This window comes from Psychrobacter sp. CMS30 (genome assembly GCF_904846565.1).
GTDB lineage: Bacteria > Pseudomonadota > Gammaproteobacteria > Pseudomonadales > Moraxellaceae > Psychrobacter > Psychrobacter maritimus.
Genome location: NZ_CAJHBF010000012.1, coordinates 44,393 through 60,436, shown reverse-complemented (window position 1 = coordinate 60,436; position 16,044 = coordinate 44,393). Strand labels below are relative to the sequence as shown.

The window sequence follows — 16,044 nt, the reverse complement described above, 5'->3', positions numbered from 1 at the left end:
GGTATTGACACTCTCAGAATATTTGCTAAAATAGCCAGCCTATCGAGACGTAGTCGTTGTTAACAACATTGCGATTTGATAATTAGCGGGAATAGCTCAGTGGTAGAGCATAACCTTGCCAAGGTTGGGGTCGAGAGTTCGAATCTCTTTTCCCGCTCCAAATATGGCTTGCAAAAGCACTAAAGCCTCACTTCTTAGTATAAGAAGTGAGGCTTTTTTTATGCCTGAAATTTGGCAAGCTAATGTATAACGCTATGACAAAGTGCATGTGAGAAAGCGTATGTGATAAGTATAAGTAGCAGCGTTACAAAACATGGATGATTGGACACATTCATTTGATTTTAAATTGGCATACTTATTTGATGTATTAAATATTAAAAATTTTCAAACAATATATCGCCTCCATTAATAATTATTATAAGGATTAACCATGCAAGCTTTTGAGCACAAATCATTTAATGAGCTATTTGACTTAACAGGAAAAACAGCGATTGTGACGGGTGGCGCTAATGGCATTGGCAAAGCAACGGCACTGCGTTTGGCACAAGCGGGCGCAAATATCGTCATTGCAGACCTGAAATTGGAAGAGGCTGATAAAGCGGCCAAAGAAATCGAAAGCTACGGTGTCAAAGCCTTGGCGGTTGAGTGTAATATCTTAAAAGACGAAGACTTGGTAGCGATGGTCGATAAAACGGTAGAGATATTCGGTAGTATCAATATCCTGATTAGTAATGCAGGCGGCGGTGGCGGTGGTCAAGAAAATCCGTTTAAAATCTCTATTGATGATTTCCGTCGCGACTTTGAATTGAACGTTTTTAGCGCGTGGCGTCTATGCCAATTATGCGTGCCACATATGAAAAAATCAGGCTATGGCTCAATCGTTATCACCACCTCGATGTCGAGTGTCAATAGAAGCCCAGATATGAGTGGCTATGCAGCATCAAAAGCGGCGGTTAATCATATGGTGGCGAACCTTACTCATGATTTCGGTCCCGAGGTGCGTATCAATGCTGTAGGTCCGGGTGCCACGCGCACTGCGGCGTTAGAGAGCGTATTGACGCCTGAGATTGAAGAGAGAATGTTGTCGCATACGCCTATCAAGCGCTTAGGCGAAGCGGATGATATTGCTGGTGCGATGCTATATTTTGCGGCGCCTATCTCTGAGTGGGTCAGTGGGCAGACGTTATTTGTTAATGGTGGCGGTGTGCAAACCTTAGACTAAAATTAAGATTAACGGTAATAGCTAGTGTAGAAAACTCGTCATATAAAAAAGCGTCACCAGATATTTAATCGGGTGACGCTTTTTTATATGAATTTTTAAGTGACTAACTGACATTCAATACTTGTGAAAGTTCAATGTATACAAGCCAGTTTTAAAAAACGCTATTTTCTAAGCGAAAAAGCCACCGTTTTATTGCCTATCCAATTCACCCAGCTGACCGGAAAGAAACGCAGCTGTAATCTAATTAAGTTTGCCATCACGCCGGGTACGACTAGGAACTCCCGTTTTTCTACCCCTTTTAGCATAGATTTAACGGCATGTTCAATTTTTAGCTCGCCTGCCAGCTTTTTCATACCGACACCCGCTTGTGCCATGACGCCGACTTCCGCTTGGGTGAGCGGCGTATCTATCGGTGGCGGTGCAAAAACAGTGATATCAATACCGTGAGGTTTCCACTCAAAGCTTATCGATTGCATCATGCCCCAAATAGCAAACTTTGAGGCGCTATAAGAGCTGTAGCCATAACTGCCGGTAAAAGATGACATCGAAGCGGTGACCATGACTTGATCGCCACGTGATAAAAACGGACGCACGGCCGCTAGGACGTTGCGCGTACCAAATAAATTGATATTTATAACACGCTCAAACTGTGCTTGGCTCATCTCATCAAACGTCCAAGGACCTGTAATTCCAACGAAGTGCATGACAATATCAGGTGGCTGCTTGCTTGCCGCATCGGCGATTTTTTGAGTTGTTGTATCGGCGTCGGTGACGTCCAATTCATAGCTGATAATCGAAGCGTTATTTTTATTAATAGCTTGCAAGGTTGATAGCACCTCATCAAACGGTTGTACGTCAAACAGTACTAACTTAGCGTCTTGCTGAATGAGCTGCTTAGCTGTCTCAAGCCCGATACCAGAGGCAGCACCAGTGATATAGACAGTTTTACCGGTAAAGTAACCCATCACGCGCTTTCCTTCTGCAATGAGCGACTTTTTGCCGATTTGTTCTGCAAGCTGCCAAATTTTGCTTCACCGATTAGATGGCTGACTTTATGTCCGGGAATCAACCAATAAGGGGTCGCTTCACTACTTGAGGCGCAATTGGGGAAGTCAGGGTTTTTTGAGGGACCAGCGATGGTTTTTTCAATGACCATCGAGATATATTGCTCATTACTACCTTCTAGCGTATTGCCGTTTAGGATAACCTCCACGCCTGTGTCTTTAGCATAACGGCGGATGGCATTCACTTTTGAGTTCATCGGTGCATAAGCATCGGCGCCCACGCCATTTTCTGAAGTCACTCTGATGCCATCTGGGACGCGTGCGACTAACGAATGGTTGCCTTCGGTATGTCCGGGGGTATGTACGAGCGCGACGCCTTCGCCTAATTGGATGCTACCAGTAAATTTAATTACTTTATCAGCATCGACGCCTTCGATGCCGTTTGGGCAATACCAATCTGCTTGCACGGGTAATAAAGACGTAGTACTTAGCCATTCTTGCTCGTGAATCAATAGTTTCGCGTTAGGAAAGTAGGCAGGCTTATCTTTTTCACCTACATTTTTAGAACCGAGCCAGCGGCGTACATCTTGGGTATGCAGATGGTCGTAGCTTATATAATCAACATCTTCTGGGGATAAGCCAACTTCTGCTAAAGCGCCAGTGACATCACGGATGATAGGTGCAACCACGCTTTCAAGTGGTGACCAGTTAGGCATCTTGTCTGTTAAGCGTTTAAAAAATGGTGTCTCACGGTCTGCTTCGATATCAGAAGGAGAGAATAGCAATGTTTTTAATTCACCCAAAAAGTCATGATATTGAATGATAAAAATGCGGTTGAGGATATGAATGTAGGGGAATTTATAGGTGCTTTGGGTATAGACGCCACTGTAGGCGTACCACGTGGGGTAGGGAACACGCACCATGTCGGCGCTTTGATAAAACTGTACCGGCGCTTCATCCATAAAGCGCTCTCTAAAGGCGCTTGCTTGCTTACGCGCTGCTTTTAGACGCTCTTGTGGTAACGGGCTTTGGCGAACGTCATCAAACTCGTGAATGGCTTTCATGCCGAGTGCTTGCAAATCCATAATGCATTTCCTTATGACTGATGGATATCTTAAAATAATACTAACAGTATTGTTTTAAGATTTATAGCGACTTTAAAAAACTGCTCAGTTTACTAAGTTAGGTCTATTAAAATTTATCCCAATAAGGGTCATCACCAAAACGCTCAGCGATAAAATCAATTAAATAGCGGCAGCGCTGCGATAAAAAGCGGTTTTTTGGATATACCGCATAGGCATTGAGTGTGGGTAATTGATATTGTTCAAGAATAGGCACAAGCTCACCTTTGGCCAACCGTTTATAAGCGATAAAGGTTGGAATAAATACAATACCTTGACCTTTTACCGCTAAGTCCACCAAGAACTCGCCATTAGTGGCTTTGATTTTGGCATCAATGGTGTGGTTGTGTTTTTTCCCTTGCGCGTCCGTCAGGGTTAGCGTGCTTGTTTTACCAAGACCATACTGCAAAAACTCATGTTGTTGTAAGTCTTCTAGGGTCGCAGGCGTTCCCATCTTTTCTAAATATTCTGGACTGGCACAAAGTGCATAACGAATAAGTGCCAAACGTTTGGCCTGATAACTGGAATCTTGTAGCTCTCTGATACGAATGGCAAGCTCATAGCCTTCCTCAATCAAGTCAACATGGCGATCAGAAAAATCGAGCTCAAAGTTCAAATTGGGATGCTGATTGGCATATTCATCGATGACATCATTGAGATGCATCAAGCCGAATGACAATGGCGCGGTCATTTTTAAGGTGCCCTCGATACGCGTCGGTGCGCCACTGGTTTCCTCGTTTAGCGCATCGACCTCGCTGAGTATATTGTTCACTTTTTGGTAATATTGCTCACCGGCTTGGGTTAGGTTTGATTGGCGCGTGGTGCGGCTAATAAGCTGACTGCCCAAACGTGTCTCTAAATCCTTAAGACGACGGCTAACGGCTGATTTGGCAATATTTAATTGTTCAGCGGCTTTGGTAATGCTGCCTGCTTCAACAATGCGAACAAACATCGCCATGTCTTCTAGTTGTCCCATCCTAGCTACCTCATTATTGTTATTTAACTATTGTTATTTAGCTATTATTATTTTGCTATATCGTATGATGACCATGATATAAAACGGTTATTTCCCAAGTGTTCTCTTTATCTAAGTATATATTTAATATGTCTATTTTATTTAATATTAACGATACAAAAGATAAAAGGCTGAGTTAAAAACCCAGCCTTTTATCAAAAAACCAAATAGTCGAGACTGTGGTCAATCTAAAAGCACTATCTTAAATGGTTAAATTACCCTTATTTAGTGTCTGCTTTTTTAAGGTCTGCTTTTTTACTACCTTCTACCTGAACGACCAGTTTGATGTCTTTCATCATACCGCCATCGGTAAAGGTATTGATGCCCCATTTGGTTCTATCGATAGTGGTTTCAAAATCACCACCACAAGCTTCAGTTTTTAATAAAGGACTGTCATAGCAGTTAAATTTAGTGGCTTTTAAAGTCACTGGATGGGTCTTACCAAGCAGGGTTAAATCACCTTTGACCGCTTTAACTTTATCGCCATCAAATTCCCATTTAGTCGATTTAAAATAAGCGGTTGGATATTCTTTTACGTTAAAGAAATCCGCAGATTTTAGATGGCCGTCAAAAGCTTTAATGCCTGTGCTCAAGCTGCCCATAGGAATCGTAATACCGACAAAGCCTTTTTTCTCTTTAGGGGCGTATTCAAGAATACCCGATAGATTATAGAAGCCGCCAGCATTGGTCGTGGTACCGAAGTGGTCTACAGAAAAGCGCACGGCGGTATGATGTGGGTCAAGCTCATAAGTCACAGCGTGACCTAGGGTGCTAAGCAGACCAAGCGTACCGATAGCAGCAAAAGTAAGCGCACGATTGGTTTTTTTAATAGAATTTACAGTGATCATAAATCAATCCTTTTGTTAAGTGAGTAGGTAAAAGTCAGTATATTGTCGAGTAAATATACTGCTTTTTTAATTATCAGCTCAAAGACTGATATTGGTTTAAAATTCTTCGGTTTAAAAGCGCTTCATTTAAAAGCTAGCGTTAAGTATATCTTATACACCAACACAATAAGTGTAGCAAAAAATCATGGTATTGGAGGTATGGTATTGGAGGTTAGGCAGTATCGAAAAATACTTCTTTCTGTGGCGGCTGATACCTTCTATCAAATACTAACTGTTTTTATCATTGTATCAATAGAACCATTCCTTGATTGTTCTCTAAATAAGAACTCATATTTGTAATTATCACGGTTTATCTATTGATAAGCAACGACTACAATAATGTCGTTGCCTAATCAAACAAAAGTCTTTTAAATAAACACGTTATCTTTAGAAATCTCATACTATTGGAGAATAATCATGGACAAATTACAAGAGCTTAGCGCCCCAATTGGTCGCCTATTTTTATCAATGATTTTTATCTTTTCAGGTTTTACTAAAATCACTGGCTACGCTGCCACTCAAGGTTATATGGAATCGATGGGCGTGCCAGGTATGTTATTACCTTTGGTCATCGCTGTTGAGCTGCTGGGTGGTATCGCCATCCTATTGGGCTTTAAAGCGCGCTTGGTGGCTATATTGATGGCAGGCTTTAGCGTTGTCTCAGCATTGCTATTCCACCAATTCTGGATTGATGAATCACAAATGAACCCATTTATGAAGAACATCGCGATGGCGGGTGGTTTCTTGATGATTTTTGCCCATGGTGCAGGTGCTTATTCAATTGATCACAGCAACACGCGCAGAATTTAGTATAGTAAAATGCTTAATCCATATGGTTTTATCATCATTCAGGAGTTGCTATGAGCGCATCAATCAACATCGCCCTAGTTATTGGTAGTTTGCGAAAAGAATCTATCAATCGTAAATTTGCCGAATATATCGTATCGCAGATGCCTGACAGCGTCACTATAAAGGAAGTCCACATTGCAGACTTGCCGCTCTATAATCAAGATTATGATGATAAAACCATTGATAGCTATGAGCGTGTCCGTCAGCAGCTAAAAGACGCTGATGCGGTATTGATTGTCACCCCAGAGCATAATCGCACCATGCCTGCGGCGTTAAAAAACGTCGTTGATATCGGCTCGCGTCCCTATAAAGAAAGTGTCTGGACGCATAAAAAAGTTGCCGTAGTTACGGCATCGCCGGGGAGTTTTGGTGGTATCAATAGTGGGCTTGATGTGCGCAAAAGCATGCAAATGCTCTCGGCGCAACTGATGGTCGATCCAGAAATCCATCTCAGCCGTGCAACCGATAGCTTAAATGAAGATGGCAGTGTTAGCGCCCGCACGCAAAAATTTTTACAAGGCTTTGTAACTGATTTTGTGCAGTTTGCAGGCAAGTCGGGTGGCTAACTCACTCTCTAATAATGCTGCGAATACTAATAATGAAGCTGCTAATAAAGGTGATAGTCACCAATCAGCTTCATCTGACTCACAGCCGTTACATTCAAAGCCGCCAAGTTTTTGGCGGCGCCATCAAACGCCTGTGCTATTAACCGTGGTTGGCGGGGCGATTGATACCATTGGTTTTATCACTTTGTTTGGCTTTTTTACTGCTCATGTCACAGGTAACTTGGTGATGGCAGGCAGTGGCTTGGTCAAAGGTGAGGCGGGTCTATGGATTAAGCTTGCCGCCTTACCGTTATTTATTTTGACGGTCATGGTGACCAAGATATTTATTGACCATAGTAAAAATAAACAATTAACGCTGAGCCATTTGTTCCTAGCGGAAGCGTTTTTTTTGACCGCTTTTATGATTGCCGGTCTGTACTATCAACCCTTTGTCGATGCCGATGATATAACCGTGGCGATAACGGGTGGATTAGGTTTAATTGCGCTGGCGATTCGTAATACTGCCAGCAAGACAGTGATTAAGCATATGAGTCCGACGGTATTGATGACCGGTAATACTACGCAACTGGGTATCAACCTGACCGATTATTTGCTCAATCGCACAGCGGATAATGGCAAAAAACTGGCGCACAGCTCGGTATTGGTGTTTAGCTTTTTAGTCGGGGCGTTAGTGGGTGCGCTGTTATATATGCAGCTGAGTTTTTGGGCAGTGGGCTTGTTTGTACTACCCGTACTGTATTTATCAATGAGGGCGCGCGATAAAGAATTTTTACAACATATTGCCTAAGCGTTTTTAGCTGAATTATTCTAGCGCTTACATTATAGAGATTAGAAAGCATCGTCCATAAAAAACGCCATATCTATCAGATATGGCGTTTTTTTGCGTGTTAATTAAATGCTTATGTTTAGCTAGCTACTGTTTAAGGCGTAGCGTTTTAAGGCGTGGCGTTATGAAATACCGAGTTGTCTTGGTATTCTGGATGCTTATCGATATAGGCTTTGATATAGGGACAAATGGGTTTCACTCGCAAGTTTTTCGCTGCCGCATCGTCTAGGATGGATTTGGCAAGATAACCTGCAATACCACGGCCACCTAACTCTTCTGGCACTTCGGTATGGGTATAAGCAATGCCTTTTTCACCTTGACTGGTGGTAAAAAACTCATAATCTTCAAAGGCGATATGGCCATCGATATGAATCTCAAAACGCTTTTGCTCAGTATTGTCGATGACTTCGTAGTTTAATGGTGTTTTGTTTGTTGTAGTTGACTTTGCATTCTCTGACATAGTTAAATTTCCTTATATCGTAAGTATGATTAACATCTTATAGACCCAATTTACATTCGTTATCATTACATGAGCGATAGTATCAGTTTATGCTACTAGCTCTGTTATGAATACAAATGGTTCTGTTATGAATATAAATGGTTCTGTTATCCATATATTACGCTATCTTTATGACGTTATTGTTCTAAAAATAAGAATAGTTAATTGCGATTATCGTTGTTTATCTATTAGCTGACAACAATTATAATAGACCCATTGTTTAAGCAAGTTAATTAATAATAAATTTATAAACATTTAACCTATTAATATCTAAGGATAAATTATGAAAACCATCTATCATGCAGCAGATTCTCGTGGCGATGCCAACCATGGCTGGCTCAAAAGCAAGCACACCTTTAGCTTTGCCAATTATCACAATCCAGAACGTATGGGCTTTGGCGCGCTACGTGTCATCAATGATGACTTCGTCATTGGCGGTCAAGGCTTTGGTAAGCACTCACATCGCGATATGGAAATTATCAGTATTCCTCTATCCGGTAAGCTCGGTCACGGCGATAACATCGGTAATAACGGCATCATTGAAACCGGTGAAATCCAAGTGATGTCAGCGGGTACTGGTATCACGCACAGTGAAATGAACGGCGACGATACCGAAGCGGTGAAGTTCCTACAGATTTGGGTTATCCCAAATAAAATGAACGTTGAGCCTCGTTATCAGCAAATCCGTATGGACGATATCCTAAAGCCAAACGAGTTCAATCAAGTATTGTCACCCAATGCGGACGACGCAGGGGTATGGATTCATCAAGATGCTTGGTTTAGCATGGGCGATTTTGATAAAGGTATCACCCAAACTTATGAGCTAAAAAACCCTAATAACGGCGTTTATATCTTTGTCATTAGCGGTAAAGTCGTGGTAAACGGTAACACTTTGGATACCCGCGATGGCCTTGGTGTTTGGGATACTAAGAACTTTACGATGGACGTAGAAGAAGATGCTAAAGTATTGCTAATGGAAGTTCCAATGAGCTTTTAAGCATCCCTGATGCTAAATGTAAAAGGTGCTAAGTTTAAAAGCTGCTAAATTTAAAAGGTGCTGACATTAAAGTGCACTTAAGTTAAAAATAGCATGTTGAGTTAAAAGTAGCGTGGTAAAAAAAGCGTGGTAGAAATAAAAACATCATTTTGCCGCGCTACTTTGATTTTTTTATAGCGTGTTGCCCATTATCTTTACATCACATCCCGTATCACATAATAAGAGGTGAATCATGAGTATCGAAACCCTAGAACCACGTTTGGCCGATGTTGGCGGTATTCCTATTGCGCGTCTATTGCCCAATACAGGCAAAAAGCCCATCGGCGCTTGGTGCTTTTTAGACCATGCTGGCCCTGCTGAATTTGGCGAAGATGAGTCAGGTATGCAAGTCGGTCGCCATCCGCATACCAACTTGCAAACCTTTAGCTGGATGTTAAATGGTGAAGTGCTGCACAAAGACAGCTTGGGTAATGAGCAAGTGATTACCAAAAACCAAGTCAACGTCATGACAGCGGGCACCGGTCTAACCCAAGGTATCAGTCATACTGAGCAAAGCGTTTTCGCAGATACTGGTGGCTCAGCAGATGCGGCGCGCGGTTTGAGCATGGTACAGCTGTGGATTGCACTGCCAACGGATCAGCAAATCGAGCGTAGCTTCCATCATTATCCAGAGCTACCAACCTGGCGCGAAGATAGTGTCGAGATGATTCTGACCACTGGCAGCTATACCAGCGTATCAGGTGAGCGTTACGAAGCGCCGACCATCCAGTATTCAAAAATGGTTGGTATCGATGTCTATTTCGTTGAAGACGGTGAGGTCACGCTTAACTTAGAGCCGGGCTTTGAATACGGAATCTTGGTGACAGAAGGACAAATCGAGTCTGAAGGCAAGATTTGTGAGCAAGATCAATTGTTCCGCTTCCATGATAGCGATGTTGCCAATAATAAAAGTATTAAGCTGGTCGCCAAAAAAGGCACCCGTGTGATGTTTATCGGCGGTGAGCCATTAAATAACCAAGTATTACTGTGGTGGAACTTTGTCGCGGACAATAAAGAAGAGATTGAGCAATCTATCATCGACTGGAATAACGGTCACGAGCGTTTTGGTAATGTCGATTCAGATATGAAGCGCCTGCCAGCGCCAGAGTTACCTGAAGGCTTTAAAGGTTAATGTCTTTAAAGGTTAATTTAACGGTAAGCTTTATTCGTTAAACTGCCTTTCAAATAGATATGTATTATTAAGTTTTTTTACAAAAGCAAAGTACGGATTTATCTCAAACGTCCATATAATAATTGAGATTAAAGAGTAGGAGCTTTGAGGTTATTCATTGCCCCTACTGGTTTAACGGTTATTTTCATTGGATTGAAATTCTATTAATCATATGGAGAAATATATATGTCAGACCTAAAAACATTACAGCAATTGGCTGAAAAGCGTCGTTCTATCTATGCATTGAGCAATCAATTGCCAGTATCAAACGATGAAATCGTCAAGTTGGTTGAGCATGCGGTTTTGCATACGCCATCAGCTTTTAACTCACAATCAACGCGTATCGTGGTTTTATTTGGCGATGACCATAATAAGCTTTGGCAAATGACCGAAGATACCTTACGTGATATCGTTGATAATGAAGAGCAATTTGCTGCAACTAAGCAAAAAATGAATGGCTTTAAAGCGGGCGCTGGTACGGTTATGTTCTTTGAAGATCATAGCGTCATCAGAGATATGCAGGCAGCCGCTCCTTTATATGCAGATAAGTTCCCAATTTGGTCGCATCAAACCAGTGCCATGCACCAGTATGTGATTTGGACTGCCTTGGCAAGTATCAATGTCGGTGCCAACTTACAGCATTACAATCCAATCATCGATAAAAAAGTGGCCAACGAATGGAACATCGATGAGCATTGGGAACTAAATGCTCAAATGGTATTTGGTGCGATTGAGCAGCCAGCAGGCGACAAAGAATTTAAGCCCGTTGCAGATCGTATGCAAGTATTTGGCAAATAGTATGTTTTATATTTGCGTATCAAACGTGTGCTAAATAACGGTCGCGTTTGATACCTAAGGCGAAAAAGCAGCAAAACCAAAAAAGCGCCATCCGACTATCCGTTGGGTGGCGCTTTTTTTGGTTAAAATGGCTAGGGCATGATTTTTTAAATATTGAGCTTAAAGATAATGGCAAGAGTAGATAGTTAGGATTGGCTTTTTTTACGACCCATCAAGCTATTAGCTACCCATGCTGGACCAATTAATAAGAACTGTAAATCTTCAAAAAATGATGGTTTTTTACCCTCAATTTTATGACCGATAAACTGTCCAATCCAAGCAACAACAAAGATAGCTGCCCAAACCTTAAAGCCCCACGGTAATAACGTCATTACCGATAGGCAAATGAGAATAAACATCCCCATGGCTAAAAACAGCGGCGTTGATAAGCGCATATAGAATATTAATACCAAAGCGCTCATCACCAAGGTAAACCAGACGGAGAGCGACATGCCCATGCCTAATATACTGACAAAAATAGCCGGAACACATAACCAATGGATTTTTTTATTGACTAGATTTTGATGACTGACAGAATACTCACTGAGCCATTGCTCAAGTGTGCGTTTAGACATGCGATTTTGCGACGTACGAGACATACTAACCTCCCTGTTAGTAAATAAATGACGGTTAAGCAATAATAGTCAGCAGATAAATGGAAAACTCTACTAATTAATACCAGTTGTAGCACTAATTGGCCCAATCTGCCATTTTATCTGGTAAACCGCACAGTCAAAGCTTGTTATCTTTTTAACCTCATCTGCCTGTTTTTCAATTTTTCGTCACTTACTAAAATTATCCCTTAACGTACGGGTTTTGCCAATTCTACAGAATCTTGCTCACTACGATACCACTCATACAGTCCGACAAACGAGTTCACCTGATAAACCATGGTTTGAATAGCAAAGATATAATTGCCCGACATTAAGTTGACGGTCAGCCAAACGAAGTTGGATAAAATCCATAACCACCAATTGAATGAATAACGCAGAATCATCGCTGCCTGCGCGGTGATAGACAGTACAAAGGCAATGACGTTAATCCAAAAGAAAGAGATAATGCCTAAAAATTTACTATTATCATCTTCAACGACCGCATAGCCATAGCTGGCAAGTAAATCATTCACGGTAGGAAATAGCGCCAAACCAATAACCATAAAGGCGATGGTTAATAGCCAAATCCAGCGACTGGCAGATTTGGGCACCATATCGCCATCGGCATCGGTGTGCTTTGACCAATAAAAAATCCCATAAAGATGACTGAAAAAGTTAAAGAGCGGCGCTAACATCAAACCAACTGCGCCAGAGGTTGCTTGGACGACAAATTCCCCTGCGGTCGCTGCCATGCCAAAGCCATTACCCATGATATTTTTGCGAAACGATAATGACACCACGCAAATCAAACCAATAAATGACACGGCTAAGTAAAACCAGTCAAGGGTCGTATGTTCAGTAGTCAGCCAAAAGCCTGCTGATAAAGCAAGCACGCCGCAAATAAACCAGATGACAATCCATTGTATCGCCCATTTTCCGGTGATGTTGTCTAGGAGCTGAATACGCATAACGCCTTTTTCCTTAAAGTATAAAAGCTATAATAGTTTTTTTCTTTTTTTTAGTATGGTTTAGTATGCCGTTTTTGCCATCGCTAATATTTGCCACAGTCATTTATTTCTAGCAATCATTTTTGCTTTCGTTCTTTTTATTTTCGTTTTCTGATACTGTTATTTGCCATAAATAACCTCATCGATAATTAACAAAGCTTGCTTATAGCGGGCATCATAATCGGGTTTATCAATCATATGCGGCTTAATATCATGACGGGCGAAAATATCTAATAAGCGCTGCTCAAAGCGTCCGCGTGCTTCAGGCGTGCCCAATGAGCGCATGCCATCGTCAACCCATGGCGTATTGTTATCAAGCATGATCGTATGGTCTAAGCGAAACTCATCGATACAAGCAGCCACAAAAGGATGGCTACGACCCTCGTACTCTTCACAAAAAGCCTGAGTGGTGACAAAGTCAGTATCAACAATGGTAACGGGCGCTGTTGCCCTAGCGGCGGCATCACGGATTGCTTGGGCATGATTGAGCGCAATGGGTCCGTAATCGCTGTACTGCAAGCCAATCTCGCTACCACCCAAATCTGTACCGACGTATAGCCGCCCCATCTCTAGGGCAAAGCTAGCTCCATAATAATTGGCAAGTTTATGTACCAAGGTGGTCTTGCCTGAGCTTTCACCGCCAACGATGGCAACGGTTTTGGTATAGTCGCCGCGCACTTGTGGGTGCAGCGCCGACCAATGCGCGACCGGATTACGTGCAATCGCATAGGAGTCGAATTCAGGCTGTAGGGGCGTGGTGAGCACTGGCATGATTAGCTGCTCACAAACATCGCTTTGCGCCAATGGGTGATTTTCTGCGACAAACAATACCGTCTCTGCTGGCAACGCTAATGCATCACTCAAGCGTTGCAGCTTGGCATTGCTGGCAGCAATATCTATGCTGACATCAGCAAAGCTTTCATGGAGTGGCAGCTCAATCTCATCAGTGGTATGAATATGGATAAATGGCAAATCAGCACACGCCATCTGGAGCCAACGCGCTTTATCTTGTAAGGTAATATTAAAGTCTGGATGCGGTGCTGGATGCGCCATAATCACGATATTTAAGGTTTTTGCTTGTCCTGCTGCTGCCAATATACTGCGCATCTGTCCTAGATGTAGCGGTTCAAAATGTCCAATCATTAAGCCTGAGTCGTACATAGCTATCCTTACTATTCTAAAAATAATTAATCGACAGTCGTTGTTTTAGTTATTTATCAGCATGGTATAAAGGTTTAAACAGATTTACAGGTAGGTTATTGTAAATTGGCAGTGGTTTATGAGTTTTTTATTGATAAGCAATAGTATCAAGCCATTCATTTTCTTATCATTATTGAAGATAATTCGCAATTTTTGCTAGTAAATCTATAAGATTCACTGAGCTGTTATCAATCGACGATTACTGAATTTGTAACAAGAATTGTAAGGTAGCAGCAACAAAGTCAATTATGAAACATTTTGAAATAATTATTTAAAATCAGGGGTTTACGAGCAGTTATGAGAGGTTAGGGCAAGCTTAGGTAGCATAAATTCACAAAGCACGTCTACATCCTCAACAGATAGAATAGGAATAGTTGCTATACTGATTCGTAAGTTGAAAAGACTCATATGAATTTAAGAATAGTTTTGAAAAATAATATTCAAAAATAACGATAAATAATAGCTATAAAATAAATATAACCAATATTAAGAGAGGTATTTGATTTGGCTAAGTTAGCAAAATTACATCGCTCACAAAATAATCGCATGATAGCAGGTGTGATGGGCGGTATCGCAGAATATGTGGGTTGGTCGCCAACATGGGTGAGATTGCTATTCGTTGTTATCTCAACGATGAGCGCAGCAGTACCAGGTATTTTGATTTATATTATCCTATGGATAATCATGCCAAAGGCAAGCAATCAGTCGTATCAGTAAGATGCTTCTAAAGTTAAAATTTACTAAAGCACAAAGTTTCTAACGTACAATGAAAGTAAAGTAATCATAGAAAACAAGATTTAAAAAATAAGGCCAATAAAAAAATAACAGCCCCCGAAAAAACAAAAAGCCTGACTCATCAGGATAGCAAAGACATACTTTTCCTCCTGCCCAGATGCTCTGCATTTGGGTATTTTTTTATCTTACTTTTATATCTATAGGCTTAATAACGCCTATCCGGACAGTTTAACGATAAACAAGGCGTATAACTGACGATTTAAGCCCGTGAGATAAATTTAATTGCGGTAAATATAGATAAAATAGTCAATTTTTAGTAAGGTGAGCAGGCAAATAGAGTCGTTGCCGAATAGGCTATACGAGCGCTATCAATATTTTATTTCATAATACTAATTCCACCGTGGCTTTATTACGATGCCCCAAACTATGACAATCCAAACTATGACATCACAAGTGACAACCTCGATGACACAAGAAAAAGACTCTCAACCGATGACGTTTCAAGATCTCATTCTAACCCTACAAAATTATTGGGCCGACAAGGGCTGCGTTATCTTGCAGCCGTATGATATGGAAGTCGGCGCGGGTACTTTTCATACCGCGACATTTTTGCGTTCATTAGGTCCTGAGCGCTGGAATGCCGCTTATGTGCAGCCATCACGTCGTCCAACTGATGGACGCTACGGTGATAACCCGAACCGTTTGCAGCATTACTATCAGTTTCAAGTGGTGCTTAAGCCCAATCCACCCAATATCCAAGAGTTGTATTTAGACTCATTAAGAGCCATTGGTATCGATCCGCTGGTGCACGATGTGCGTTTTGTTGAAGACAACTGGGAGTCGCCAACGCTTGGTGCGTGGGGACTTGGTTGGGAGATTTGGCTCAATGGTATGGAAGTCACCCAGTTTACTTATTTCCAACAAGTTGGCGGTATCGAGTGCTTCCCAGTGACGGGTGAGATTACCTACGGTCTTGAGCGCTTGGCGATGTATGTACAAGGCGTCGATAGCGTTTATGATTTGGTCTGGGCAGATGGCGAATTTGGTCGCGTGACTTATGGTGATGTCTTTCATCAAAACGAAGTTGAGCAATCGACCTATAACTTTGAGCATGCCGATGTGCCAATGATGGGTCAGATGTTTGACTTCTATGAGCAGCAAGCGGATAAGCTAGTTGCCGAAGGGTTGCCACTACCCGCTTATGAGATGGTGCTAAAAGCGTCGCATGCCTTTAACTTACTTGATGCGCGTGGCGCGATTTCAGTGACCGAACGTCAGCGTTTTATTTTGCGAGTGCGTACACTGGCACGTAAAGTCGCCATTGGTTATGTCGAAGCACGCGCTAAGTTAGGCTTCCCATTGGCTGATGAGGCGCATCGTCAAGCGGCGCTCGATAAGTATTTGCCAAAAGAAGATGAAATAACTGAAAACACAGATGACAATCAAACTACTAATAACAATAAATAGGAGCATCCC

Annotated in this window: 17 protein-coding genes and 1 tRNA gene; 10 read left to right on the top strand and 8 right to left on the bottom strand. The window is 41.9% G+C overall.

The features are described from left to right. The first annotated feature begins 85 nt into the window (after positions 1–85). Positions 86–160 (top strand) — tRNA-Gly (locus JMX94_RS08010). 270 nt (positions 161–430) lie between these two features. Beyond that, positions 431–1,222 carry a glucose 1-dehydrogenase gene (locus tag JMX94_RS08005; RefSeq protein ID WP_201564851.1) on the top strand — a complete coding sequence of 264 codons (792 nt, stop codon included), beginning with the start codon at positions 431–433 and terminating at the stop codon, positions 1,220–1,222. Positions 1,223–1,383: 161 nt separating this feature from the next. Here the strand turns inward: JMX94_RS08005 and JMX94_RS08000 are convergent, their stop codons facing one another. The 4 genes from JMX94_RS08000 to JMX94_RS07985 form a co-directional block, all read right to left on the bottom strand. Beyond that, positions 1,384–2,187, bottom strand: coding sequence for an SDR family oxidoreductase (locus JMX94_RS08000; RefSeq protein WP_201564850.1), 804 nt, complete (start codon positions 2,185–2,187; stop codon positions 1,384–1,386). Continuing rightward, complete coding sequence (locus JMX94_RS07995; RefSeq protein ID WP_201564849.1) at positions 2,187–3,311, bottom strand: hypothetical protein; 1,125 nt, start codon at positions 3,309–3,311, stop codon at positions 2,187–2,189. The genes JMX94_RS08000 and JMX94_RS07995 overlap by 1 nt, the downstream gene beginning before the upstream one ends. Positions 3,312–3,417: 106 nt before the next feature. Next, the gene (locus tag JMX94_RS07990) at positions 3,418–4,323 is read right to left on the bottom strand and encodes a LysR family transcriptional regulator (RefSeq protein ID WP_201564848.1); all 906 of its coding nucleotides are present in this window, start codon (positions 4,321–4,323) and stop codon (positions 3,418–3,420) included. Between the two features lie 260 nt (positions 4,324–4,583). Next, positions 4,584–5,210, bottom strand: coding sequence for a YceI family protein (locus JMX94_RS07985; RefSeq protein ID WP_201564847.1), 627 nt, complete (start codon positions 5,208–5,210; stop codon positions 4,584–4,586). Positions 5,211–5,666: 456 nt separating this feature from the next. Here JMX94_RS07985 and JMX94_RS07980 point away from each other — a divergent pair, with 456 nt between their 5' ends. The 3 genes from JMX94_RS07980 to JMX94_RS07970 all read left to right on the top strand — a co-directional run bounded on the left by JMX94_RS07980 (position 5,667) and on the right by JMX94_RS07970 (position 7,451). Continuing rightward, positions 5,667–6,059: a DoxX family protein gene (locus tag JMX94_RS07980; protein ID WP_201564846.1), complete on the top strand. Its 393-nt coding sequence runs from the start codon at positions 5,667–5,669 to the stop codon at positions 6,057–6,059. Positions 6,060–6,109: 50 nt separating this feature from the next. Next, the gene (locus tag JMX94_RS07975; protein ID WP_201564845.1) at positions 6,110–6,664 is read left to right on the top strand and encodes an NADPH-dependent FMN reductase; all 555 of its coding nucleotides are present in this window, start codon (positions 6,110–6,112) and stop codon (positions 6,662–6,664) included. A 133-nt stretch (positions 6,665–6,797) separates the two neighbouring features. After that, positions 6,798–7,451 carry a YoaK family protein gene (locus tag JMX94_RS07970; RefSeq protein ID WP_201564890.1) on the top strand — a complete coding sequence of 218 codons (654 nt, stop codon included), beginning with the start codon at positions 6,798–6,800 and terminating at the stop codon, positions 7,449–7,451. A gap of 148 nt (positions 7,452–7,599) precedes the next feature. Here the strand turns inward: JMX94_RS07970 and JMX94_RS07965 are convergent, their stop codons facing one another. Then, positions 7,600–7,950, bottom strand: a complete 351-nt coding sequence (locus JMX94_RS07965) for a GNAT family N-acetyltransferase (protein WP_201564844.1) — start codon at positions 7,948–7,950, stop codon at positions 7,600–7,602. A 322-nt stretch (positions 7,951–8,272) separates the two neighbouring features. On the opposite strand from JMX94_RS07965, the gene JMX94_RS07960 reads away from it, so the two are divergent. The 3 genes from JMX94_RS07960 to JMX94_RS07950 all read left to right on the top strand — a co-directional run bounded on the left by JMX94_RS07960 (position 8,273) and on the right by JMX94_RS07950 (position 10,994). Further along, entirely contained in the window at positions 8,273–8,986 is a 714-nt protein-coding gene (locus tag JMX94_RS07960) for a pirin family protein (RefSeq protein ID WP_201564843.1), read from the top strand. A gap of 232 nt (positions 8,987–9,218) precedes the next feature. Beyond that, positions 9,219–10,157 (top strand): pirin family protein, encoded by a 939-nt coding sequence (locus JMX94_RS07955; RefSeq protein ID WP_201564842.1) that lies wholly within the window; start codon positions 9,219–9,221, stop codon positions 10,155–10,157. Positions 10,158–10,382: 225 nt separating this feature from the next. Further along, complete coding sequence (locus tag JMX94_RS07950; protein WP_201564841.1) at positions 10,383–10,994, top strand: nitroreductase family protein; 612 nt, start codon at positions 10,383–10,385, stop codon at positions 10,992–10,994. A gap of 185 nt (positions 10,995–11,179) precedes the next feature. Here JMX94_RS07950 and JMX94_RS07945 read toward each other — a convergent pair whose 3' ends face one another. From JMX94_RS07945 to nadR, 3 genes are all read right to left on the bottom strand, one after another. Next, the gene (locus JMX94_RS07945; protein ID WP_201564840.1) at positions 11,180–11,632 is read right to left on the bottom strand and encodes a DUF962 domain-containing protein; all 453 of its coding nucleotides are present in this window, start codon (positions 11,630–11,632) and stop codon (positions 11,180–11,182) included. A 203-nt stretch (positions 11,633–11,835) separates the two neighbouring features. Beyond that, a complete protein-coding gene (gene pnuC / locus JMX94_RS07940) occupies positions 11,836–12,594 on the bottom strand; it encodes a nicotinamide riboside transporter PnuC (RefSeq protein WP_201564839.1) in 759 nt (252 codons plus the stop codon). Positions 12,595–12,753: 159 nt separating this feature from the next. After that, positions 12,754–13,794, bottom strand: a complete 1,041-nt coding sequence (nadR, locus tag JMX94_RS07935; protein WP_201564838.1) for a multifunctional transcriptional regulator/nicotinamide-nucleotide adenylyltransferase/ribosylnicotinamide kinase NadR — start codon at positions 13,792–13,794, stop codon at positions 12,754–12,756. Between the two features lie 543 nt (positions 13,795–14,337). Between nadR and JMX94_RS07930 the strand changes: the two genes are divergently transcribed. Together JMX94_RS07930 and glyQ are read left to right on the top strand one after the other, a co-directional pair. Then, the gene (locus JMX94_RS07930) at positions 14,338–14,550 is read left to right on the top strand and encodes a PspC domain-containing protein (protein ID WP_201564837.1); all 213 of its coding nucleotides are present in this window, start codon (positions 14,338–14,340) and stop codon (positions 14,548–14,550) included. Between the two features lie 510 nt (positions 14,551–15,060). Continuing rightward, positions 15,061–16,035 (top strand): glycine--tRNA ligase subunit alpha, encoded by a 975-nt coding sequence (gene glyQ, locus JMX94_RS07925; protein WP_201564889.1) that lies wholly within the window; start codon positions 15,061–15,063, stop codon positions 16,033–16,035. The last annotated feature ends 9 nt before the right edge of the window (positions 16,036–16,044 follow it).

Coding starts and splice junctions, on each gene's coding strand:
- JMX94_RS07955 (WP_201564842.1), top strand. CDS start 9,219: ATGAGTATCGAAACCCTAGAACCACGTTTGGCCGATGTTGGCGGTATT.
- JMX94_RS07965 (WP_201564844.1), bottom strand. CDS start 7,950: ATGTCAGAGAATGCAAAGTCAACTACAACAAACAAAACACCATTAAAC.
- glyQ (WP_201564889.1), top strand. CDS start 15,061: ATGACGTTTCAAGATCTCATTCTAACCCTACAAAATTATTGGGCCGAC.
- JMX94_RS07950 (WP_201564841.1), top strand. CDS start 10,383: ATGTCAGACCTAAAAACATTACAGCAATTGGCTGAAAAGCGTCGTTCT.
- JMX94_RS07945 (WP_201564840.1), bottom strand. CDS start 11,632: ATGTCTCGTACGTCGCAAAATCGCATGTCTAAACGCACACTTGAGCAA.
- JMX94_RS07975 (WP_201564845.1), top strand. CDS start 6,110: ATGAGCGCATCAATCAACATCGCCCTAGTTATTGGTAGTTTGCGAAAA.
- JMX94_RS07960 (WP_201564843.1), top strand. CDS start 8,273: ATGAAAACCATCTATCATGCAGCAGATTCTCGTGGCGATGCCAACCAT.
- JMX94_RS07990 (WP_201564848.1), bottom strand. CDS start 4,323: ATGGGACAACTAGAAGACATGGCGATGTTTGTTCGCATTGTTGAAGCA.
- nadR (WP_201564838.1), bottom strand. CDS start 13,794: ATGTACGACTCAGGCTTAATGATTGGACATTTTGAACCGCTACATCTA.
- JMX94_RS08005 (WP_201564851.1), top strand. CDS start 431: ATGCAAGCTTTTGAGCACAAATCATTTAATGAGCTATTTGACTTAACA.
- JMX94_RS08000 (WP_201564850.1), bottom strand. CDS start 2,187: ATGGGTTACTTTACCGGTAAAACTGTCTATATCACTGGTGCTGCCTCT.
- pnuC (WP_201564839.1), bottom strand. CDS start 12,594: ATGCGTATTCAGCTCCTAGACAACATCACCGGAAAATGGGCGATACAA.
- JMX94_RS07985 (WP_201564847.1), bottom strand. CDS start 5,210: ATGATCACTGTAAATTCTATTAAAAAAACCAATCGTGCGCTTACTTTT.
- JMX94_RS07980 (WP_201564846.1), top strand. CDS start 5,667: ATGGACAAATTACAAGAGCTTAGCGCCCCAATTGGTCGCCTATTTTTA.
- JMX94_RS07995 (WP_201564849.1), bottom strand. CDS start 3,311: ATGGATTTGCAAGCACTCGGCATGAAAGCCATTCACGAGTTTGATGAC.